Here is a 21,534-nt window from a genome sequence, read left to right as displayed (position 1 = left end):
CAAAATCATTCGGTTACAACGTTTCTGACTTCGGCAGGACCGGGGTTATACCAGCCCCAGCCGCCGTACCCGTAGCCCCACGGACGCGGGCCGAACATCCACGGGTCCATCATCGGCTGCGGCGGCATGACCACCTGCTGGACTACGTTCCAGCGTTTGTAGCCAGTGGCGTTCATCAGCATGAATTTATACGGCGTATTGCCCACTTTACCGTCGACGACGCCGACGATCGGGCCAACCACGGTAACCAGCTGTCCGCGAAAATCCACCGGGTCGATAAAGCCGTTCACGTCGGCAAAAATACGCCCGCGCGACGCTTCGCCCAGCTCCGGACGCGCGGCGTCGTCAAGCTGAACGGTGGCAATTTCCAGGCGAGTTTTACCCTGCTGATTCTGCACGCTGACGACCTTACCGCCAAAACGCGCTTCCTGACCGACATACAGCTGCGGCGCGTTCATCACGCGGACTAAATCCTGCTGCGGCGTCGGGGTGGTGCCCTTAATGGCATCCGGCACCGAAGCGCACCCGCTCAGCGCAGCAACGACTGCTGCCGCGACTAACCAACGCACTACCCTTTTTTGACCCGCCATGACGCGACTCCTTCCTTCTTCTCAGACATATAGTTACTGAGATTCACTCGCGGCCAGGAAGTTTCTTCCACGCCACTTCATTACGTAAATAAACTGGCTCAGCGTGTTCGACGGCCACGGTTTTTCCCGCCGTAAACAGGTGGCAGGCCAGCGGCAGCATATCCTGCGCTTCAGGCAGCTGAATGTCGCCATCGACGAGCGTTAAACCGCAGTCGCGAGCCATATCCGGCCACGCCTGCCAGCCGGTGCCCACGGTGGCCCACTCGCCTTCCAGCCGCTGAAGCCGCTCGCGAACCGCTTCCGGCTTCAGCACCGCCTCGCTCTCTTCGCCGTGCCAGACGCCCTGCTCATCGCGCTGATATTCCGCCCAGTAGACTTCGCCCATTCTGGCGTCGATGGCCGCCAGCACGCGGGTGGCGCCGTTTTTCCGCCACGCGCCCTGCGCCATGGTCGCCAGCGTAGATACGCCGATCATCGGCAGCCCGGCCCCCAGCGCCAGCCCCTGCGCGATACCGATACCGATACGCACGCCGGTGAAGCTCCCCGGCCCGCGGCCAAAGGCCAGCGCATCAAGCTCGGTCAATAGCGTTCCGCTTTCATTGAGGACATCCTGCACCAGGGGCAGGATACGTTGGGTATGTTCACGGGGGCAGATTTCAAAATGAGCACTGAGGGTGCCATCATTCCACAGCGCCGCGGAGCAGGCCTCCGTGGCGGTATCGATAGCTAAAATTCGCATGGGTTGTCGCGCTCTCGCTCTAGCAGATTGACAAAATGGCGCGCAGCTTACCACATTTTGCGCCGGATTACCTCGCCGGCGGCACCGCAAGAAAACGCACCGCCCGGCGGATATCGCGCGTGCGCGGCGCAGGCGGAAGGCTCGCGAGGAAGACCGCGCCGTAGGGACGCATCACCAGACGGTTGTCGCAGATAACCAGTACCCCGCGATCGTCGATGTCGCGAATCAGACGCCCCACCCCCTGTTTAAGGGTAATCACCGCGTCCGGTAGCTGGACCTCGTCAAAAGGATCGCCGCCGCGCAGGCGACAATCTTCCATCCGCGCTTTGAGTAGCGGATCGTCCGGCGAGGTGAACGGCAGTTTGTCGATAATCACCAGCGAAAGCGCATCGCCGCGCACGTCCACCCCTTCCCAGAAGCTGCTGGTCGCCACCAGCAGCGCATTTCCGGCGCTGACGAACTGCTGCAAAAGCTGACCTTTGCTGGTTTCTCCCTGCAGGAGCACCGGCAGCGTCATGGTGGCGCGGAACTGTTCCGCCAGATCGCGCATCATGGCGTGCGAGGTGCAGAGCATAAAGCAGCGCCCGTCGTTGGCCTCAATCAGCGGTTTGAGCATCGCCGCCAGATGGCGCGCCGCGCCGGGCTGGTTCGGCAAAGGTAAATTGCGCGGTACGCACAGCAGCGCCTGATGGGCATAATCAAAGGGGCTGGGCAGCAGCAGGGTTTGCGCTTCGCCAATTCCCAGGCGTTCGGTAAAGTGGTGCAAATCGTCATTGACCGAGAGCGTCGCCGAGGTAAAAATCCAGCTCCCCGATTTTTGCGCCATCACCTCTTTAAACTTATCCGCCACCGTCAGCGGAGTCAGCGCCAGAGTAAAATTACGCGAAGTGCACTCATACCAGTAGCTAAAGCCGGGCTGGTTGGTCTCTTTGAGCCGCTTCAGGCGGCCGCGGTAGACGGTGGCCCGCTCAAAGGCGGCGTCGAGCAGCGCCGAGCGGCCCAGCGACAGCTTTGCCACGTCGTAACAGAGTTCGAGCGCATCATCAAGCAGCAGCAGCGCGCGCTGAATGTTGTTATCCGCCAGCAGCTCGCGCAGGTTGCCGCGATAGCCGGGTTCCCCCAGCTGCAGGCGAAAATCCTGCGCGCTCTGGGCCAGGCGGTCGGCGCATTTCTGCAGTTGCTGGGTGTCTTTGAGTTCGGTGCGATAAGCAATGGTGATATCTTTCGCCAGGTCCATCAGCTGGCGGCTGGAGAGCGACTGGCCGAAGTACTGGCTGGCGATGTCCGGTAGCTGATGCGCTTCGTCGAAGATCATCACTTCCGCTTCGGGAATCAACTCGGCAAATCCGCTCTCTTTGACCACCATATCGGCGAGGAACAGATGGTGGTTGACGACGACCACGTCAGCATCCATCGCCTTTTTCCGCGCCTTCACCACAAAACAGTCTTTATATAACGGGCAGTCGCTGCCGAGGCAGTTATCGTTGGTACTGGTGACCAGCGGCCAGGCCTGGGAATCTTCGGCCACGCTAACGCAGGTGCTGATATCGCCATCAACGGTCTGGTTAGACCACGAACGCAGCAGAATGACATCGCTGAGGGTTTGCACCGGCAGGTCGCCGCCGGCGAGCGCCTGCTGTTCCAGCCGCTCCAGGCACAGGTAGTTCGAACGCCCTTTCAGCAGGGCCAGCTTACCGGTGTACTTCAGCGCTTTGGCGACAGTGGGTAAATCCCGACTGTAGAGCTGATCCTGTAGCGCTTTCGAGCCGGTGGAGATAATGACTTTCTTATTGGCGCGGAGCGCAGGCGCCAGGTAGGCGTAGGTTTTCCCGGTCCCGGTCCCCGCCTCAACCACCAGCGGACGGGTTTCTTCAATCGCGCTGGCGACGGCGAAAGCCATCTGACGCTGCGGCTCGCGTGGTTTAAATCCCGCAATCGCGCTGGCCAGCTGGCCGTCTGCTGCAAAATCGTCGATCACATTACCCCCTGGTTATTTGGACAGTGATTATTTCAGGGTGGAGTCGTTTTCGCCAGTGCGGGTAGTGACGCAGGTGAAACATTATGGCAGTCTTGCCGCAGCTTAATGAACCGGAACAAAGAGGAAATAAACATGACCATTACGCGTATTGATGCCGAAGCCCGCTGGTCTGATGTGGTGATTCACAACCAGACGCTGTACTACACCGGCGTGCCGTCCAACCTTGATGCCGATGCCTGCGCGCAAACCGCCGATACCCTGGCGCAGATTGACGCCGTGCTGGAGAAACAGGGCAGCAGCAAGTCGCGTATTCTTGATGCGACGATTTTTCTTGCCGACGGCGCAGACTTTGCGGCGATGAACCAGGCCTGGGATGCGTGGGTCGTCGCCGGTCATGCCCCGGTGCGCTGTACGGTGCAGGCGAAGCTGATGAATCCGAAGTACAAAGTCGAGATTAAAATCATCGCCGCCGTGTAAGACAGCGTGGCCCCGTAGCCCGGGCAAGCGTAGCGCCGCCCGGGAAGAAGCCGCGCCAAAGCCGCTATCCGGCGCATTCCCCGGATAGCGGCGTAAACGCCTTATCCGGGCTACATAGCAGCCAGGCCGATCGGGCACAGCGCCGTCGCGAGGCAAGAAGTATTGTTCTATCAGCCCGGACACCACATCAGCTGTTCCTTCAGCTGCAGCGTCTCCTGCGGCACACATTTCAGCGCTTCACGATAGCTGGCAGATTGTTTTGCATAGCCCCGCACTGACTGCAGCAGCACGCGCAGCGCGCTATCCCACACGATTCCCTGCAGGTCGCTATAGGGCCAGAGATCCGGTTCCCGGATAAACGGCACCAGGTAATCAATCCCCTGCTTCACGCCTCGCCCATCGCGGATGGCATTCCAGCGATCGAACTCAACGTGTTCGGCGTAGCGGTTGAGCAGCAGATGCGCCTCCAGATTAAACAGCGAGTAGTGGAACGGAATGGTACGTTCCAGCTCCATCGTCTGCCTGCCGTCCTGGTCAATCTGCGCCGCCATCCGCTGGGTGATCCCCTGCTCGATGATCCGCGCCGCCAGCCCTTTATCGCCATAAAATAGCGCGTTAACCGTCCGCTGAGCGTCGTACCAGGTGCCGTGGTTGTTGTGCCAGACGTACTCAGAGTGGCCGATGTCGCTGTAGTACATCCAGTGGTTAAAGTCGCGGAACCACTGGTGCAGGCCGATGATATCGTCGGTATCAAGCACGCTCGCCGCGTTAATCAAACCGATGGTGTCCACCACCATCCACATTAAGCGGGTATCAATAAGCCCGGTACCGCGACCGGAAACAATCCCCGGGATCGCCTGGCCATAATTCAGATGCGGGTTCATCCGCGTTTCCGCATCAAGGAACCAGCAGCGGATCTGCGCAGCCGCCGCCTGCGCGTACTGGCGCTGACCGGTGAAGTACCACGCCAGCCCGAGGGTCAGGCACCGTTCGCACATGCGGATAATGCGCGAGGTATCCGTGTCGTTGTTCTCACACTGCGGATTAATATGCCCGTCGCGGCGAATATAGGGCAGTCCGTTGGGCCGCCGCGGGTTTGGCCACCAGTAGGTCCCCAGGCTGTAGTAATCGTGCGCGTCGCCGCTCGCCGGGCGCAGCTTTTTATGTACCACGCTTTCCGGCGCTTCCCGACGCAGGATATCCGCCTCCGATACCAGCTTGCTTAGCGCCAGCTGCAGCGGCGAGAAGGGCTGCTTCAGGCCCGCCCGGGCGTTTTCCAGGCAGGTTTCGTCAAGGGTGTACAGCTTCATCGCCACCTTAATTTCCCTCCCGGCAGGCTATGCGCTGGCCGCTTTGCGCATCGAACAGGTGCACGCCGGCGAGCTTCGGCTGCAGCCAGATCTTATCGCCCTCTTTTACGGCCAGACGCTGTTTGAACACCGATGTAAACGCCCCGCCGCCGGTATCGCAGAAGAGCTGCATATCCGAGCCGGTGTTCTCCACCGCCGTCACCTTCGCCGCCAGCGCATCGTCCCGCGCTTCATGAACCACGTTGACCTGTTCGGGGCGAATGGCGTACACCACCTGCTGGCCATCGGTGACCCGTAAACCGGCGGGCAAAGCCAACAGGGAGCCATCTTTCAGACGCAGGCTGGTGGCGCTACCGTTCAAGACCACGACGCCCGGCAGCTGGTTAATCTCCGGCGAGCCGATAAACCCGGCGACAAACAGATTCGCCGGCCGGTCGTACAGTTCCAGCGGGGTCCCCGCCTGCTCTATTCGCCCGTCGCGCAGCACCACAATCATCTGCCCCATGGTCATGGCTTCAATCTGATCGTGGGTGACGTACACCGAGGTGGTTTTCAGCCGACGATGCAGTTCGCGGATCTCACCGCGTACCTGGGTTCGCAGCTTGGCGTCAAGGTTGGAGAGCGGTTCATCGAACAAGAACACCTGCGGCTTACGCACGATCGCCCGCCCCATCGCCACGCGCTGGCGCTGGCCGCCGGAGAGATCTTTGGGCAGGCGCTCCAGCAGCGGCTCCAGCCCCAGTAGCGCCGCCGCTTCATTCACCTTCTGGCTGATTTCCGCTTTCGGCAGCTTAGCCATCTTCAGGGCAAAGCCCATATTTTCACGCACCGTCATCTGCGGGTAGAGCGCATAGCTCTGGAACACCATCGCAATGTCGCGCAGCTTCGGCTCCACCTCGGTGACGTTACGCTCGTTGATATGCACTTCGCCGCCGGAGATCTCCTCCAGCCCGGCAATCATGCGCAGCAGCGTGGATTTGCCGCAGCCGCTGGGGCCAACGAGGACGCAGAACTCGCCGTCCGGAATCGTCAGCGACACATCTTTAATGACGTGGGCATCCCCGTATGATTTGCGCACGCTATTTAATACAACCGATCCCATCGTTAACCCCTTATCCTTTGACCGCGCCGGACATAATCCCGCGATTGAAATGTTTTTGCAGACCCAGATAGACGATGATGCTGGGCAGCATCGCCAGCAGCGTAATGGCGATAAAAATGTTCGGCGTGATGCTTTCATCGGTACGCAGCGTGCCGAGGATCACCGGAATGGTATTCAGGCTGTCCTGGTTGACCACAATCAGCGGCAGCAGGTACTGATCCCAAATCATAATAAAGCCGAAGGTCACCACCGTGCCGAGCGCCGGTTTTACCAGCGGCAGAATGACGTGGAAAAAAATCTGCCATTCATTCGCGCCGTCAATCCGCGCCGCCTCCTCCAGCTCTTTCGGTATCGCTGACATAAATTCGGTCAGGACAAAGATGGAGAACGCCCAGCCGACGACCGGTAAAATCATTCCGAGATAGCTGTTGTAGAGCGAGGCGTCGATCAGCGGCAGCCGCCAGTTGATAATCATGTACAGCGGAATGGCGATGACCTCTTCCGGCAGCATCATGGTGGACAAAATCACCAGGCTCACCAGCGCTACGCCGCGAAACTTCTTCCGCGCCAGGGCGTACGCCGCCAGCGCGCTGACCGACACCTGCAGAACGGTGCCGAAGAACACCACCAGAATGGAGTTCAGCAGATACTGCCAGACGCCGATATCCATCCACGCGAAGATGAAGTTTTCCAACGAGAACTGATGCGGCCAGGCCAGCAGCTCGCCCGGCTTCACCGGCGCGCCGCTGAATGCCGTGGCGACGATGCCCCAGAACGGCCCGACAAAGACAATCAGCAGCAGCGCGTAGATGCACCAGCGCCCTGCTGTATCCCAACGTTTGCTTAACATCGCGGCTCCTTAGTAACGGGCGATACGTTTTTTCAGCGTCAGATGACTGAGGGTTAAGATAACCGTGAAGGTGAACAGCAGGAACGACACCGCCGAAGCGTAGCCATAGTCAAACTGCTCAAAGCCCAGCTTGTAGATGTGGGTCATGACCATTTCCGTGGCGTTAGAAGGCCCCCCTCCGGTGGTGGCGTACACCTCGGCAAACACGCGGAAACCACGAATGAAGGAGAGCATCAGTACCACCGAGAGCGCCGGGATCATGCCGGGCAGCGTGACGTAGCGCAGGCGGTTCCACCAGCTGGCGCCGTCGACGTTCGCCGCATCGTATAAATCGCGGCTGATTCCCGCCAGGCCGGCAATAAAGATCACCATGTTGTAGGGCACCGCTTTCCAGATATGCAGCAGCATGATGACGCCCAGCGCCTGATCGGAGCTGGCAAGAAAGCCCTGGTCGGCGACGCCAAACCAGCTGAGGATGTGGTTAACCACGCCGTTGGGCGTCGGGTTAAACAAAATTCGCCACATTTCGGCGACGATCGCCGCGCTGGTAACCGCCGGTAAAAAGATGGCGGTTCGAATAAAGCGCAGATGGCGCGCCGGGCCTTCCAGCAGCATGGCGAGGAAAAACGCCAGGATAGCCGCGGCGAACATCGTTACCACCACGTAAAGCAGGGTATTCACCACCGCCGCGTGCAGCTCTGCGTCGGCAAAAGCGCGGGTGAAATTATCGAGCCCCACCCACTCGTTGGGCTGATTAAAGTTAACCTTGTAAAAGCTCATCACCAGACCCTGAATCATCGGGATAAACTTAAACCAGCTAAAAATAATCAGCGCAGGCGCTAAAAACAGCCACGGGATCAGCGCCCGCTTACGCTTTGCGCTCAGCCATCCGGTCGAGTCAGGCGAAGCGGCCTGCTTTATCGGCGAGGACTTCGTCTCATGCAGCGTCATAACCTATGTCCTCAGTTAGCCAGCACATTTTGTTTTTTCAGCTCAGCGTTCACCTTGCCGTCGAGCGTCTTCAGCTCGCCGGGAATATCGCTGCCGCAGTCGGCAAAAATCCGGTTAAAACCGTCGGCAACCACCTGGCGCACCGGCGTCCAGTTGGGAATTTGCGGCACGTAGCGTCCCTGTTCATTGTAAAGTCTGGCGAAAGTTTCCCAGCGCGCGTCCTGATACACGGCTTTGACGTCGACGTTCTTATTCACCGGCAGACGCACTACCGGAATATGCTGGCTGCCTTTACCCATGCCGATCTCCTGGCCTTCCGCAGAGATCATAAATTCGATAAATTTTCGCGCCGCCTCTTTCTGTATGCTGCTCTTCATCATAAAGACCGTGGTGCCCTCGGCGAGGGTGGCTTCGCCTTTCGGCCCCGCCACCGGGATCACTTCGAAGTTGTCTTTACCGGGGTCTTTATCGAACAGCGCGATATGGTACGGCCCGCTGAAGAACATGCCACTTTGCCCGGAGCGGAAGGAGGGAATAACGTCGGCGGTGGTGGCGTTAATCGCGCCCGGCTGGGTGACTTTGTCGCACATCATGGTGCGCATAAAGGTCATCGCCTGAGCCACTTCCGGCGTATTGAGCGAAGCGCTGAATTTTCCGTTCTCTTCTTTAACGAAATCACCACCCGCCTGCCAGATAAAGCTGCTCATAAACCAGCTGGCGTAGCCGCGCGTCGTGGAAGCGGGAACGATAAAGCCGTAGGTATCATTTTTGCCGTTACCATCGGGATCCTGAGTGGTGAAGGCTTTCGCCAGCGTCTGGATATCATCCCAGCTCTTAGGCTGCGGCAGCCCCAGTTTTTCACGCCAGTCTTTACGCACGAAGAGCGCGAAAGTTTGCGCCGAGGTCGGCACGCCGTAATACTTACCGTCGATATAGCGGGTACTCTTCCATGCCGTCTGGAATAGCTGGTCGCCGCCCGCGATCGCCTGCGGGTCAATTTCTTCGGCAATACCCAGCTGGATGAACTGCCCTAGCGACGCCGCATCGTTAAAAATCAAATCGGGTAAGGCGTTGCCCGCCGTGGCGCGCGCCAGCCGCTGTTCAAAGTCGGTGGTGGCGTTGAAATACGCGATTTTGATACCGGTTTTTTCTTCAAATTTTTCCGCCTCCTGTTTGTAGATATTCTTCGAGTCATTGCTGGCGCGGATCCAGACGTTGAGAGTGGTGGCGGCGTAACTTTGACTAACGCCGAGCCCGAGTGCGGTGAGAAGTAACAGTGAACGTAATTTACAGGCAGACATGATGGCATATCCTTTATTGTAGGGCACAAAGGTAATTAAATTCTCAATTAATACACTAAAAAGAATTTGAATATCGCTCAGGCGTTAATACAGCTGGCGCAAGAATTATTTCCATTCATTAGATAGAAATGTATTTCCCAATACAACCGTATAAAAAAGAAATTACGTTTCAAAAACAAGAAAATTGAGACAGATCACACAGGGAAGTGACAAAAAAAGTGACAGAAAATAAATAATCATAAAAATCAATTGGTTATATTTTTACTGATTTTGTTAAAAGATTCAAAAAATAGAGAAAAACGGCAAAAAACGTGATGTACGCTGCATTAAAAGCGTCATTATTTATCCAAAACGTTAAACTTGAAGGACATCACAAAAAAAATCACTTTGTCTTTTACACTGCTCGCCATCGAATATTTAAATATATTGTTTTTAATTACACCGCCTGTTTCACGCGTTCTTTAAATACGCGTCAGGTATAATTCTGTTGTTATCTTTTCTCATATTTGCAGAAGGGTTATCACGATGAACTCAATACCTCGCCGAGGTTTGTTAGGCATTGCGCTGTTTTGTTCCGGCCTGAGCGCCGCCTCGTATGCCGCCGAGCCGTACACGCTAGACGGAAAGGATTTAGCCTTTAGCCGGCAGCAGATCGCCGCGAAAGATCCGCTATTTGTTCAGGCGCAAGCGGCGCTGCTAAAAAAAGCCGATCTGGCGCTCAATCATCCGCTGTTCTCGGTGATGGATAAAACGCTGGTCGCCGCCAGCGGCAATAAGCACGACTACTACAGCTTTCCGCCTTACTGGTGGCCGAATCCCGATACCAAAGACGGGCTTCCTTATATTCGCAAAGATGGGCAAACCAACCCTGACGCCAATAGCGACGCCACCGATAAGAACCGGCTGGTGAAGATGAGTAACGACGTGTCAACGCTGGCGCTGGCGTGGTACTTCTCTCACGACGATCGCTACGCGCAAAAGGCGGCGGCGCAGTTAAAGACCTGGTTCCTCGATCCCAAAACGCGCATGACCCCCAACCTGCAGCATGCCCAGGCCATTCCCGGCATCAATACCGGACGCGGTATCGGCATTATTGATAGCCGCGCGCTGGTTGACGTCGTTGACGCCATCGCCCTGCTGCAATCCTCCGATGCGCTGAGCGAAAACGACGTTAGCGCATTGAAGCAGTGGTTTGGTGACTATTATCACTGGATGACCACCAGCCAGAACGGCTTTGAAGAAGAGAACTGGCATAACAATCACGGCAGCTATTTCGATATGCAGGCCGCCGCCTTCGCCCTGTTCAGCGGGAAAATCGACGAGGCGAAAAAGCGCCTGTACATCACCCAGCTGCGGCGTATTGCGGGACAATTTGATATTGAAGGCCGCCAGATGGCCGAACTGGAGCGCACGCGCCCGTGGCACTACAGCAATTTTAACCTTGAAGCCTACAACCGCCTGGGAAGGCTCGGCGAGAAGGCGGGCGTCGATATCTGGAACTTCACCCTCGACGACCATAGCCTGCGCAAAGGCTATCAATACATCGCCGGGTTTATTAACAGCGATACGCCGTGGCCCTGGAAGGACCTGGATAAAATGGATGACAAGAAAGCGCTGCGCAATATCGCCACCGCCGCGCACGCCTGGCCGGAAGATCCGCTGTTCCGTGACAAAGCGCAGTGGCTGCGGGCGAAATACCCCGACGATATCACTACGCTCATCGCCCCGCTTTCCGCATCGTCAGAGGTCAGGGATAACCGCTAATGAAACAATTCTCCGGGCTCTGGCCCGACATTGTCGGACGTGCAGCCGCGAATAGCGGACTGCTTGAGCGGCTGGTGAAGGATGCTCAGCCGGTATTAGATGCAGCGGTTCGCATTCCGCAGTCAGGGATCGCCAGCTGGAATCTCTACTACTTTTGTCCGCACCACGGCGTGCGCCTGGCGTGGCGGGCGGATACGCCCCACCAGCATGCCTGCCCGGTCGATGGGGAAATATTTAGCGGTGAACCGTGGGATGGCGCATGGTGGCGCGAGATGAATGGCCGTAACGCCAGCGCCTGTCAGCAGCTTGGCCTGTTATGGCGGCTGACCGGCGAAACGGCGTATCGCGATAAAGTTCGCACGCTGCTGATGGGCTACGCGGATGTCTATCCCGGCTATGAGATCCACGGCGATATTCCCAACAACGGACCGGGCAAGATGAACGCCCAGACGCTGTGCGAAGCCAACTGCATTCTGGAAATGGCGCTGGGTTATGACTTCATTCGCGACAGCCTGGCGCCCGGCGAGCAGCGGCACATCAGTGAAAACCTGCTGCGCTGCGCGGCAGCGTTTTTGCGCGACCATCGTAGCCCGCAGATCCATAACCATGAGGTTAAAATCAGCGCGGCGCTTGGCGTACTGGGTTTCATTCTCGAAGATGAGACGCTGCTGGAGTTTGCCGTGAACCAACCGTACGGCCTGCGCTGGCAGCTGGAAAATGGCCTGCTGGCGGAGGGGCTATGGTTTGAAGGCTCCATTCACTATCACTACTACGCGCTGCAGGGGTTTCTGGCCTTTGAGAAGCTGGCGCGCGGCACCCGCTGGAGCCTGCTGGACGGCCCGTGGTATCAGGCGATGCTGACGTTCCCGCTGTCGCTGCTGCTGCCGGACGGTACCTTCCCGCGGCTTAATGACTGCCTCGCCGGGCAGGAGAAGCTCAACCATCGGGATCTTTACGAGTTCGCCTGGTTTATCTGGCGTGACCCGCAGTACGCCGCGGTGCTGCAGTTTACCGAAACGACGCCCGACGAGCGTGAAACCTTACTGTGGCGCGAACACCCCCTGCCGGAAACGCCCCTGCCGCTGATCCCGCAGCAGTCGCTGTTTGCGCCCGGCGCCGGCCTGACGTTATGGCGGCGACCACAGCAGGCGCTGCTGATTAAGCACAGCCCCTGGGGCGGCGAGCACGACCATTACGACAGGCTGGGGCTGATGCTCTGGCATCGCGACGGCTGGCTGCTCACGGATATGGGCACCACCGGCTACGGTGCGAAAATGCACTATGACTATTACAAAAACAGCGCCACCCATAATACGCTTTCGGTCAATCAGACCAACCAGCCTCCGGCCAATCCGCAGGTGCTAGGCTGGCATATGGATAGCGACTCTCTGTGGCTGGATAGCGAGGTTGACTGGGGAAAGCCGCCGCCGGAGCTCAACAGCCATAGCCGCGTCGAGTGGGACGCGGCGGCCTGGCGAGGCGTGCGCTTTCGCCGTCGCCTGCTGTGGCTTGAAGAGGTACTGATCGATCTCTCTACCGTGGAAAATCCGCATCGCCAGCAGCTTGACTGGACACTGCACCTGGCGGCGCGGGCGCTGGACCAGAGCGGTACGCCGCAGCCTTTTTCGCTCAGCGGACCGCTGCGGCATATGGCCAATGCCACCATGACCCCGCTGAACGGCTGCCAGCCGCGCCACTTTGCGCGCGACAAAGACACCGTTGCGCTCTGGCTTTCCGGCGATGGTGAACTCTGGCAAGGGCTGGCGCCCGATAACCCGGCGATTCGCGATCTCAGCTATCTGGTGATGCGCAATCACCTGCCGCAGGCGCGTTTCGTCTGCCTGTGGGATTTCGCTAACCGCGCGCCGCTGACGGAGGTGAATGTGCATCATACGCCAGCCGGTACGCACATTACCTTCTGGCGCGGCGATCGCGTAACGCACGTGACGCTGTACGACGATCCCGGGAAACGACCTGATGCGATCCTTCCGCTCCCGGAAAGCGGCATCTGATCGCAACGGGGGATTTACTCGTCTTCATCCTCAAAGCGCGCCACAATCCGATCCCCGGTATGCGAGGCGCGCAGTTCATCCGCCACTAAAGCAATCGCCTGGCCGCTGCTCATGCCCTGCGACATCAGCTCCTGAATTCGTTCCACTGCTTTTTGCTGCTGCTCGTGGCTCAGCGAAGGTAAACCTGCAAACATGACTGACTCCTGCTACATTGTGGGGCGTAATTATTTCACGCCGTCCGCGCGTATACCAGCGGACGGTAACGATCAGGATTGAAGAAGACGATGTTGTCCCCCGCAATGATTTCCCTGCCCTGGCGTCCGGATGCCGCTGAATACTATTTTAGCCCGTTGAGTTCCCAGCCCTGGGCGATGCTGCTGCATTCCGGTTTTGCCGAACATGCGCATAACCGTTTTGACATCATTGTCGCCCAGCCGCGCGCCACGCTGGTGACTCACGGTCAACTAACCACCCTACGCGAAGGGGAAACCGTCTCAACCTCCGCCGCCGATCCGCTTACGCTGGTGCATCAGCAGCTGGCGCACTGTAACCTGCAGCCGCAGCCTCATCCGCATCTGCCGTTTCTCGGCGGCGCGCTGGGACTGTTCGGCTACGATTTGGGTCGTCGTTTTGAACATCTGCCGGCGCGGGCCGACGCGGATATCGAACTGCCGGATATGGCGGTAGGTATTTATGACTGGGCGTTAATCGTCGATCATCATCGCCGGGAGGTGTCGTTATTCAGCTATGACGATCCGCAGGCGCGCCTGGCGTGGCTGGAAGCACAGACAGCGCCTGTCGCTGCAACCTTTACCCTGACCTCAGCGTGGCGCGCTAATATGAGCCGCGAGGAGTATGGCGAGAAGTTCCGCCAGATTCAGGCTTATCTGCACAGCGGCGACTGCTATCAGGTCAACCTGGCGCAGCGGTTTACGGCGAGCTATCGCGGGGATGAGTGGCAGGCCTTTCGTCAGCTTAACCGCGCCAATCGCGCGCCGTTCAGCGCCTTTATTCGCCTGGATGAAGGGGCCGTATTAAGCCTGTCGCCCGAGCGTTTTATTCAGCTCCGGCAAGGCGAAATTCAGACCCGCCCCATCAAGGGGACATTACCCAGGCTGGCCGACCCTGAGCAGGACGCGCTGCAGGCGCAAAAGCTGGCGAACTCGCCAAAAGACCGCGCCGAAAATCTGATGATCGTCGATTTAATGCGTAACGATATTGGCCGGGTTGCGGTACCCGGTAGCGTTCGCGTTCCTGAGCTGTTTGTGGTGGAGCCCTTCCCCGCCGTGCATCATCTGGTGAGCACCGTCACCGCCAGGCTGCCCGCTCATCTGCACGCCGCCGACCTGCTGCGCGCGGCCTTTCCCGGCGGCTCAATCACCGGCGCGCCGAAGGTCAGAGCGATGGAGATCATCGATGAACTGGAACCGCAGCGGCGCAACGCGTGGTGCGGCAGCATCGGCTATCTCAGCTTCTGCGGCAACATGGATACCAGTATCACTATCCGTACGCTGACGGCCTGGCAGGGACACCTCTACTGCTCCGCCGGCGGCGGAATTGTGGCCGATAGCGAAGAGGCAGCGGAATATCAGGAAACTTTTGATAAAGTTAATCGTATCCTGCATCAACTGGAGAGCTAGAACATGGCGGACAGCGCCCTCGAACTTGACGATTTCCTCTCACGTTTTCAGCTTCTGCGTCCGCAGCCCACGCGCCACGCGCTCAACCAGCGCCAGGCCGCTGTGCTGGTACCGATAGTTCGCCGCCCGCAGCCGGGGCTGCTGCTGACCCAGCGTTCGCCGCTGATGCGCAAGCATGCGGGTCAGGTGGCCTTCCCAGGCGGCGCGGTAGATAACAGCGATGCAACGCTAATCGCCGCCGCGCTGCGTGAAGCGCAGGAAGAAGTGGCGATCCCGCCGGAGTCGGTTGAGGTGATTGGCGTTCTGCCGCCGGTCGATAGCGTGACCGGCTTTCAGGTTACTCCGGTGGTAGGGATTATCCCACCCAATTTGTACTATCACGCCAGCCAGGATGAAGTGGCCGCGGTCTTCGAAATGCCGCTGGCCGAAGCGCTGCGCCTGGGGCGCTACCATCCGCTGGATATCCATCGCCGCGGCAATTCGCATCGCGTCTGGCTCTCCTGGTACCAGCATTATTTTGTCTGGGGAATGACCGCCGGCATTATTCGCGAGCTGGCGCTACAGATAGGCGCCCGTCCTTAGCTATACTCAAACTGAGACGGCGTTCTCAGCATTAGTAAATCCGGGGTTATGCATTAGTTTAATTCATGTGAATAGATAAGCTGATGACCCGGTTCCCTCTTACACTATGCGCAGTGATTACATCGTTGTCGCACCCGCGACAACCCTGTCAGGAGTGTTAGCGTGATTAGTATATTCGACATGTTCAAGGTGGGGATCGGCCCCTCATCTTCCCATACTGTAGGGCCGATGAAGGCCGGTAAACAGTTCGTCGATGACCTGGTCGAAAAGGGATTGCTTAATGAAGTGACGCGCGTGGCGGTTGACGTCTACGGCTCACTGTCATTAACCGGCAAAGGCCACCATACGGATATCGCCATTATTATGGGACTGGCGGGCAATCAGCCCGATACGGTCGATATTGACGCGATACCGGCATTTATCCGCGACGTTGAAACGCGCGGTCGTCTGCTGCTGGCCCAGGGGCAGCATGAAGTCGATTTCCCGCAGAATGACGGCATGCGTTTTCGCAGCGACAACCTGCCGCTGCATGAAAACGGCATGACCATTCATGCCTGGGCTGGCGAGAAAGAAATCTACAGCAAAACCTATTACTCCATCGGCGGCGGTTTTATCGTCGATGAAGAGCATTTCGGCAAAGAGAGCGCCAGCGAACTCGCCGTACCCTATCCGTTTAAATCCGCTCAGGAAATGCTGGGCTACTGCAAAGAGACCGGCATGTCGCTCTCCGGCATGGTGATGCAGAATGAGCTGGCGCTGCACAGCAAAAAAGAGATTGAAGACTATTTTGCCAATATCTGGCAGACCATGCGCGCCTGTATCGATCGCGGAATGAATACCGAAGGCGTTCTGCCCGGCCCGCTGCGCGTGCCTCGTCGCGCCTCGGCGCTGCGGCGGATGCTGGTTGCCAGCGATAAACTCTCCCACGATCCGATGAACGTGGTGGACTGGGTCAACATGTTCGCGCTGGCGGTCAACGAAGAAAACGCCGCCGGTGGCCGCGTGGTGACGGCACCGACGAACGGCGCCTGCGGCATCGTACCGGCGGTGCTGGCTTACTACGACCACTTTATCGAGTCCGTCAGCCCGGATATCTATATTCGTTACTTCCTGGCGTCAGGGGCTATCGGCACGCTGTATAAAATGAACGCGTCCATTTCCGGCGCGGAGGTGGGCTGTCAGGGCGAAGTGGGCGTGGCCTGCTCGATGGCCGCTGCGGGCCTGGCGGAAATCCTTGGCGCCAGCCCCGAGCAGGTCTGCGTGGCGGCGGAAATCGGCATGGAGCACAACCTTGGCCTCACCTGCGACCCGGTGGCCGGCCAGGTACAGGTGCCGTGCATCGAACGTAACGCCATTGCCTCCGTCAAAGCGATCAACGCCAGCCGGATGGCCATGCGCCGCACCAGCGAGCCGCGCGTCTCGCTCGATAAAGTCATTGAGACCATGTACGAGACCGGTAAAGACATGAACGCCAAATACCGGGAAACGTCGCGCGGCGGCCTGGCAATTAAAGTTCAGTGCGACTAATCCGTGTCCTACAGAATGCGCCCCCGGGCGCATTCTTCTTTTTCCACGCTATATTATTATCTGCGCCCACTACACTTGCTCTATAACGGCTGTTACTCTCACTAACACTTTTAGCCGACAGGGCGTCGCGCATGCAGACTGCACAAAAAGTTATCACAACCTACCGCAGGAAACGTATCCTGGTTTGCTTGCTGGTCGCGCTACTGACCCTGACGACAACATTAGTGATACGATTTATTTCGCAGCGTAGCTTAAATCAGCAGCGCGTCCAGCTCAGCACCAATAAAATGGTGGCCGCGATGGATAATATTCTGCGGCCCCTGGCGGCCCAGCACGCCACGCTGCTGCAACTTGTGAACCATCCCTGTCAGGACGTCCACCTCACGTTACGTAAGCTGGCGGCATCGCTGCAAACGGTACGTTCCATCGCGCTGGTCCAGTCTGACCTGCTCTATTGCTCGAGTATTTTTGGCCAACGAAATATTCCGGTTCACCAGTTACAGCCGGCGCTCCCCGCCAATCACGCCCTGCTCACCTTCAGCTACGACGCATCGCTGCTTAAAGGGACGCCGGTGCTTATCCAGTGGTATCCCGCTTCGCTTAGCGGCGCCGACGGCGTGCTGCTGGTGATCAATATCGAGCTGCTGGGCGAGTTAATTTTTAACGCAAAATCGCCATTAATTACCGGAATTGGCCTCAGCGTTGGCGATAAAAGCTTTATTAGCGGTTCCGGGCTGATTAAACAGGAATCCTTGCCGGGCGAGCAAATCATCTACCGCCAGTCGTCGACGCAGTTTCCCTTCACCATTAACGTCAGCGGGCCGGGCGCCTCAGCGGTCGCCCTCAATGAGCTACCGGCCGAACTGCCGCTGGCGCTGATAATCAGCCTGTTAATGACCGGCATCGCCTGGCTGGCGACCGCGGGAAGAATGAGCTTTTCCCGGGAAATTAATCTCGGTATTGCCGCCCACGAGTTCACGCTTTGGTGCCAGCCCCTGCAGGACTTGCGCACCCGTCAGTGCTGCGGCGTGGAGATACTGCTGCGGTGGAATAATCCACGCAGAGGCGCTATTTCGCCGGAGGTATTTATCCCCATAGCCGAAGGTTATAATCTGATCGTTCCCCTCACCCGCTATGTCATCTCCCAGACGGCCCACAAATTAGCCCTTTTTCCGCAGGACAAACATTTTCACATCAGCATCAACGTCGCCGCCCGCCATTTCGCCAACGGCGAACTGCTGCGCGATCTGCATCACTACTGGTTCAGCGCCCATCCGGTACAGCAGCTGGTGGTGGAGCTCACCGAACGCGACGTACTTCAGGATGGCGACCACCATATGGCCGAGCATCTTCATTTCAAAGGGGTGCAGCTGGCTATCGATGATTTCGGCACCGGCAACAGCTCCCTTTCCTGGCTGGAAAAGCTGCGTCCTGATGTATTGAAGATCGATAAATCCTTCACCAGCGCAATTGGGATTGATAGCGTCAACGCAACGGTGACCGACATGATCATTGCTCTCGCCCATCGGCTGAAGATTGTGACGGTCGCGGAAGGCGTAGAGACCCGGGATCAGGAAGAGTATCTGCGCGGCAACGGCGTCGATTTATTGCAGGGATTTTACTACGCCCGGCCGATGCCGGTAGAGGACTTTCCGCAGTGGCTGGAGGCGGAAAAGCGTCGGGAGCTGAACGCTTAAAAATGCCCGTCGGCCCGAGGGCCGACGGGCATCAGCCGTTACTCTTCTTCGTCGTTATACTGTCGCAGCTTGACGACGCGTACCAGATCGACGCGATAGTCGTTGGCTTCAACAATCGTGAACTGCAGAGGTGATAGCTCAAGCACGTCGCCCGGACGCGGAATATGGCCGTTGACGGCAATCACCAGGCCGGCAACCGTGGCAATATCTTCGTCCTCATCAACCAGATCGTCTACCCCCAACGCCTGCTGCAACGCATGCACGTCGGTTGAACCTTTCACCAGCCAACCGTCGCCGTCGATGACAATTTCCGGCGTTTCGTCAGCGTCCGGGAACTCGCCGGCAATCGCCTCCAGTACGTCCAGCGGCGTAACCAGCCCCTGTACGACGCCAAACTCGTTAGTCACGATGACAAAGCTACCGCGGGCGCGGCGCAGCACGCCCAGCAGATTGATCGGGTCCAGCGTTTCCGGGACCACAATCGCCGGCGAGGCGGAAGCCAGAGCGGCAACATTGTCACCCGCTTCCAGCGCCACCAGCATCTCTTTCGCCCGCACGATACCGATGATTTCATCCAGCTCGCCGCGGCAGACCGGGAACAGGCTGTGCGGTGAAGAGAGCAGCTGACGGCGAATTTCCTCTTCGCTTTGCTCGGCGTTTACCCAGCTAATTTCCCCGCGCGGGGTCATAATGCTGCGCAACGAACGCTGGGCCAGGGTCAGCACGCCGTTAATCATATAGCGTTCTTCTTCCGCAAACGCGCCTTCGGGGATCGGCACGACCGACGCGCTATCGCTATCATGCGCCGCGGCGCTTTGCTTACGCCCGCCCATCAGACGGAGGATCGCATCGGCAGTGCGCGCGCGTAGAGGCAGGGTCGATTGATGACGAATAAAGTTACGGCGCGCAATCTGGTTAAAGAACTCGATGGTTATCGAGAAGCCAATCGCGGCGTACAGGTAACCTTTCGGTATATGGAAACCAAAACCTTCAGCCACCAGGCTCAGACCGATCATCAGCAGGAAGCTCAGACAGAGCACTACCACCGTCGGATGCTGGTTGACAAAATTAGTCAACGGCTTCGAAGCCAGCAGCATCACCGCCATCGCGATCACCACCGCCGCCATCATCACCGGCAGGTGGTTAACCATCCCGACCGCGGTAATCACGGCGTCCAGCGAGAACACGGCGTCCAGTACCACGATTTGTAGTACCACCACCCAGAAGCTGGCATAGCCTTTACCATGACCGGAGTCATGCTGGCGGTTCTCCAGCCGTTCATGCAGTTCGGTGGTCGCCTTAAAGAGCAGGAATATCCCCCCGAGCAGCATGATCAGGTCGCGTCCGGAAAACGAGAAATCGGCAACGCTGAAAAGCGGTTTCGTTAGGGTCACCATCCACGAAATAACCGACAGCAGAGCCAGGCGCATAAACAGCGCCAGCGAGAGGCCGATCAGGCGCGCCTTGTCCCGCTGCTTTGGCGGCAGCTTGTCGGCAAGGATGGCGATAAACACCAGGTTGTCGATACCCAGTACGATTTCAAGGACGACAAGCGTCAGCAAACCGGCCCAAATAGAGGGATCCATTAAGAATTCCATGAGCAGCTCCAGTTAACGACAGGCGTAGTCATCGCTGTGTCATGCACAGACGAGACACTTGTTGCTGGTGAAAAGACGTAGCAGGTGGCGGCGGCAAACGCGTGCCGGAAGGTGAAAAGACGTCGGTGACGGTCCATATAGCGGGCTATGCCCTATACTCCTGAGTAATTAAACGGAACGTAAACATAGCAAAATATAGAGCGTAATTGGAAAAAATTTACCTGTCTTTGCAATAGCTAAGACTATTTTTTGCGCTGCAAAATAATTACCAACAGATGCATAATTAGCGGAGCTTCATCACATTAATTATTTTTTCACTGTCTAAAATAATTCGCTGTAGTAATTACTTTATATCTTACACCCTTACTGAATCGATTTTGTTCGCAAGAGTGATTCAGGATGTATCAGAACAGATGATGCATTCACGATTATAAAGGAGGTAGCAAGTGACGATTGCTATTGTAATAGGCACACATGGTTGGGCTGCAGAACAGCTGTTAAAAACGGCAGAAATGCTGCTGGGCGAACAGGAAAACGTTGGCTGGATTGATTTCGTCCCTGGCGAAAACGCAGAAACGTTAATCGAAAAGTACAACGCTCAGTTGGCAAAGCTGGATACAGCAAAAGGCGTGTTATTTCTCGTCGATACATGGGGAGGCAGCCCGTTTAACGCGGCCAGCCGCATTGTCGTCGATAAAGAACATTATGAAGTCATCGCAGGCGTTAATATTCCGATGCTGGTCGAAACGCTGATGGCGCGTGACGACAACCCGTCGTTCGATGAGCTGGTTGCCCTGGCGGTAGAAACTGGTCGCGAGGGCGTTAAGGCGCTGAAAGCGAAGCCGGTGGAAAAGGCCGCCCCTGCTCCGGTTCAGGCGGCTGCACCGAAAGCGGCTGCGCCATTGAAGCCAATGGGTCCAAACGACTACATGGTTATCGGGCTTGCGCGTATCGATGACCGTTTAATCCACGGCCAGGTCGCCACTCGCTGGACTAAAGAAACCAACGTTTCCCGCATTATCGTCGTCAGCGACGAAGTTGCGGCGGATACCGTACGTAAAACGCTGCTGACTCAGGTTGCTCCTCCGGGCGTTACCGCCCACGTTGTAGACGTCGCGAAAATGATCCGCGTCTATAACAACCCCAAATACGCAGGCGAGCGCATTATGCTGCTGTTCACTAACCCAACGGACGTTGAACGCGTGGTTGAAGGCGGTGTGAAAATCACCAGCGTCAACATCGGCGGCATGGCTTTCCGCCAGGGTAAAACGCAGGTGAACAACGCCATTTCGGTCGATGAGAAAGATATCGAAGCGTTCAAAAAGCTGAATGCCCGCGGTATCGAACTGGAGGCCCGCAAAGTTTCCACCGACCAGAAACTGAAAATGATGGATCTGATCGCCAAGGTGAAATAAG

General features: G+C 57.5%; 18 protein-coding genes. 8 read left to right on the top strand and 10 right to left on the bottom strand.

Annotated elements, in window-relative coordinates:
* Positions 1-5 precede the first annotated feature (5 nt).
* From SIK97_RS22190 to SIK97_RS22180, 3 genes are all read right to left on the bottom strand, one after another.
* Positions 6-590, bottom strand: a complete 585-nt coding sequence (locus tag SIK97_RS22190; RefSeq protein ID WP_004852007.1) for a Slp family lipoprotein — start codon at positions 588-590, stop codon at positions 6-8.
* A 43-nt stretch (positions 591-633) separates the two neighbouring features.
* Complete coding sequence (gene tsaB, locus SIK97_RS22185) at positions 634-1,329, bottom strand: tRNA (adenosine(37)-N6)-threonylcarbamoyltransferase complex dimerization subunit type 1 TsaB (RefSeq protein ID WP_004852009.1); 696 nt, start codon at positions 1,327-1,329, stop codon at positions 634-636.
* A gap of 67 nt (positions 1,330-1,396) precedes the next feature.
* Positions 1,397-3,307, bottom strand: a complete 1,911-nt coding sequence (locus tag SIK97_RS22180) for an ATP-dependent DNA helicase (RefSeq protein ID WP_048263760.1) — start codon at positions 3,305-3,307, stop codon at positions 1,397-1,399.
* 132 nt (positions 3,308-3,439) lie between these two features.
* Between SIK97_RS22180 and SIK97_RS22175 the strand changes: the two genes are divergently transcribed.
* Complete coding sequence (locus tag SIK97_RS22175) at positions 3,440-3,784, top strand: RidA family protein (protein ID WP_004113724.1); 345 nt, start codon at positions 3,440-3,442, stop codon at positions 3,782-3,784.
* Positions 3,785-3,954: 170 nt separating this feature from the next.
* Here SIK97_RS22175 and SIK97_RS22170 read toward each other — a convergent pair whose 3' ends face one another.
* The 5 genes from SIK97_RS22170 to SIK97_RS22150 are packed head-to-tail and all read right to left on the bottom strand — an operon-like array spanning position 3,955 to position 9,298.
* Positions 3,955-5,094: an alginate lyase family protein gene (locus tag SIK97_RS22170; protein ID WP_014229808.1), complete on the bottom strand. Its 1,140-nt coding sequence runs from the start codon at positions 5,092-5,094 to the stop codon at positions 3,955-3,957.
* Between the two features lie 7 nt (positions 5,095-5,101).
* Positions 5,102-6,196: an ABC transporter ATP-binding protein gene (locus SIK97_RS22165; protein ID WP_014229809.1), complete on the bottom strand. Its 1,095-nt coding sequence runs from the start codon at positions 6,194-6,196 to the stop codon at positions 5,102-5,104.
* Positions 6,197-6,206: 10 nt separating this feature from the next.
* A complete protein-coding gene (locus tag SIK97_RS22160) occupies positions 6,207-7,046 on the bottom strand; it encodes a carbohydrate ABC transporter permease (RefSeq protein ID WP_009651976.1) in 840 nt (279 codons plus the stop codon).
* A 9-nt stretch (positions 7,047-7,055) separates the two neighbouring features.
* On the bottom strand, positions 7,056-7,997 hold the full coding sequence (locus tag SIK97_RS22155) for a carbohydrate ABC transporter permease (RefSeq protein ID WP_077254503.1): 942 nt from the start codon (positions 7,995-7,997) through the stop codon (positions 7,056-7,058).
* An 11-nt stretch (positions 7,998-8,008) separates the two neighbouring features.
* On the bottom strand, positions 8,009-9,298 hold the full coding sequence (locus SIK97_RS22150; RefSeq protein WP_025106146.1) for an ABC transporter substrate-binding protein: 1,290 nt from the start codon (positions 9,296-9,298) through the stop codon (positions 8,009-8,011).
* A 525-nt stretch (positions 9,299-9,823) separates the two neighbouring features.
* Between SIK97_RS22150 and SIK97_RS22145 the strand changes: the two genes are divergently transcribed.
* Both SIK97_RS22145 and SIK97_RS22140 read left to right on the top strand, forming a co-directional pair.
* Positions 9,824-11,062, top strand: coding sequence for an alginate lyase family protein (locus SIK97_RS22145; protein ID WP_025106145.1), 1,239 nt, complete (start codon positions 9,824-9,826; stop codon positions 11,060-11,062).
* Positions 11,062-13,074: a heparinase II/III family protein gene (locus SIK97_RS22140; protein WP_057173094.1), complete on the top strand. Its 2,013-nt coding sequence runs from the start codon at positions 11,062-11,064 to the stop codon at positions 13,072-13,074. Before SIK97_RS22145 ends, SIK97_RS22140 begins: the two co-directional genes overlap by 1 nt.
* A gap of 14 nt (positions 13,075-13,088) precedes the next feature.
* Here SIK97_RS22140 and SIK97_RS22135 read toward each other — a convergent pair whose 3' ends face one another.
* Positions 13,089-13,268 (bottom strand): YoaH family protein, encoded by a 180-nt coding sequence (locus tag SIK97_RS22135; RefSeq protein WP_004103292.1) that lies wholly within the window; start codon positions 13,266-13,268, stop codon positions 13,089-13,091.
* Positions 13,269-13,358: 90 nt separating this feature from the next.
* On the opposite strand from SIK97_RS22135, the gene pabB reads away from it, so the two are divergent.
* The 4 genes from pabB (at position 13,359) to SIK97_RS22115 (ending at position 18,520) form a co-directional block, all read left to right on the top strand.
* A complete protein-coding gene (gene pabB, locus SIK97_RS22130; protein WP_046878458.1) occupies positions 13,359-14,714 on the top strand; it encodes an aminodeoxychorismate synthase component 1 in 1,356 nt (451 codons plus the stop codon).
* A 3-nt stretch (positions 14,715-14,717) separates the two neighbouring features.
* The gene (locus tag SIK97_RS22125) at positions 14,718-15,296 is read left to right on the top strand and encodes a CoA pyrophosphatase (RefSeq protein WP_057173093.1); all 579 of its coding nucleotides are present in this window, start codon (positions 14,718-14,720) and stop codon (positions 15,294-15,296) included.
* A 162-nt stretch (positions 15,297-15,458) separates the two neighbouring features.
* Positions 15,459-16,823: an L-serine ammonia-lyase gene (gene sdaA / locus SIK97_RS22120; protein ID WP_014229814.1), complete on the top strand. Its 1,365-nt coding sequence runs from the start codon at positions 15,459-15,461 to the stop codon at positions 16,821-16,823.
* 131 nt (positions 16,824-16,954) lie between these two features.
* The gene (locus SIK97_RS22115) at positions 16,955-18,520 is read left to right on the top strand and encodes an EAL domain-containing protein (RefSeq protein ID WP_057173092.1); all 1,566 of its coding nucleotides are present in this window, start codon (positions 16,955-16,957) and stop codon (positions 18,518-18,520) included.
* A 38-nt stretch (positions 18,521-18,558) separates the two neighbouring features.
* Here the strand turns inward: SIK97_RS22115 and yoaE are convergent, their stop codons facing one another.
* Positions 18,559-20,118, bottom strand: a complete 1,560-nt coding sequence (gene yoaE / locus SIK97_RS22110) for a CNNM family cation transport protein YoaE (RefSeq protein ID WP_057173091.1) — start codon at positions 20,116-20,118, stop codon at positions 18,559-18,561.
* A 446-nt stretch (positions 20,119-20,564) separates the two neighbouring features.
* On the opposite strand from yoaE, the gene manX reads away from it, so the two are divergent.
* Positions 20,565-21,533: a PTS mannose transporter subunit IIAB gene (gene manX, locus SIK97_RS22105; RefSeq protein WP_004103303.1), complete on the top strand. Its 969-nt coding sequence runs from the start codon at positions 20,565-20,567 to the stop codon at positions 21,531-21,533.
* The last annotated feature ends 1 nt before the right edge of the window (position 21,534 follow it).

The sequence above is a fragment of the Klebsiella sp. JN_Kp126 genome (assembly GCF_033843325.1).
Taxonomy (GTDB): domain Bacteria; phylum Pseudomonadota; class Gammaproteobacteria; order Enterobacterales; family Enterobacteriaceae; genus Klebsiella; species Klebsiella michiganensis.
This window is presented reverse-complemented; position numbering and strand designations above follow the sequence as displayed.

What these genes read in the sequence shown, in the direction of transcription:
- SIK97_RS22115 (WP_057173092.1), top strand. Translation starts at nt 16,955, where the DNA reads ATGCAGACTGCACAAAAAGTTATCACAACCTACCGCAGGAAACGTATC.
- SIK97_RS22150 (WP_025106146.1), bottom strand. Translation starts at nt 9,298, where the DNA reads ATGTCTGCCTGTAAATTACGTTCACTGTTACTTCTCACCGCACTCGGG.
- tsaB (WP_004852009.1), bottom strand. Translation starts at nt 1,329, where the DNA reads ATGCGAATTTTAGCTATCGATACCGCCACGGAGGCCTGCTCCGCGGCG.
- pabB (WP_046878458.1), top strand. Translation starts at nt 13,359, where the DNA reads ATGTTGTCCCCCGCAATGATTTCCCTGCCCTGGCGTCCGGATGCCGCT.
- SIK97_RS22190 (WP_004852007.1), bottom strand. Translation starts at nt 590, where the DNA reads ATGGCGGGTCAAAAAAGGGTAGTGCGTTGGTTAGTCGCGGCAGCAGTC.
- SIK97_RS22140 (WP_057173094.1), top strand. Translation starts at nt 11,062, where the DNA reads ATGAAACAATTCTCCGGGCTCTGGCCCGACATTGTCGGACGTGCAGCC.
- SIK97_RS22125 (WP_057173093.1), top strand. Translation starts at nt 14,718, where the DNA reads ATGGCGGACAGCGCCCTCGAACTTGACGATTTCCTCTCACGTTTTCAG.
- SIK97_RS22160 (WP_009651976.1), bottom strand. Translation starts at nt 7,046, where the DNA reads ATGTTAAGCAAACGTTGGGATACAGCAGGGCGCTGGTGCATCTACGCG.
- yoaE (WP_057173091.1), bottom strand. Translation starts at nt 20,118, where the DNA reads ATGGAATTCTTAATGGATCCCTCTATTTGGGCCGGTTTGCTGACGCTT.
- SIK97_RS22170 (WP_014229808.1), bottom strand. Translation starts at nt 5,094, where the DNA reads ATGAAGCTGTACACCCTTGACGAAACCTGCCTGGAAAACGCCCGGGCG.
- SIK97_RS22175 (WP_004113724.1), top strand. Translation starts at nt 3,440, where the DNA reads ATGACCATTACGCGTATTGATGCCGAAGCCCGCTGGTCTGATGTGGTG.
- SIK97_RS22135 (WP_004103292.1), bottom strand. Translation starts at nt 13,268, where the DNA reads ATGTTTGCAGGTTTACCTTCGCTGAGCCACGAGCAGCAGCAAAAAGCA.
- SIK97_RS22165 (WP_014229809.1), bottom strand. Translation starts at nt 6,196, where the DNA reads ATGGGATCGGTTGTATTAAATAGCGTGCGCAAATCATACGGGGATGCC.
- SIK97_RS22145 (WP_025106145.1), top strand. Translation starts at nt 9,824, where the DNA reads ATGAACTCAATACCTCGCCGAGGTTTGTTAGGCATTGCGCTGTTTTGT.
- SIK97_RS22155 (WP_077254503.1), bottom strand. Translation starts at nt 7,997, where the DNA reads ATGACGCTGCATGAGACGAAGTCCTCGCCGATAAAGCAGGCCGCTTCG.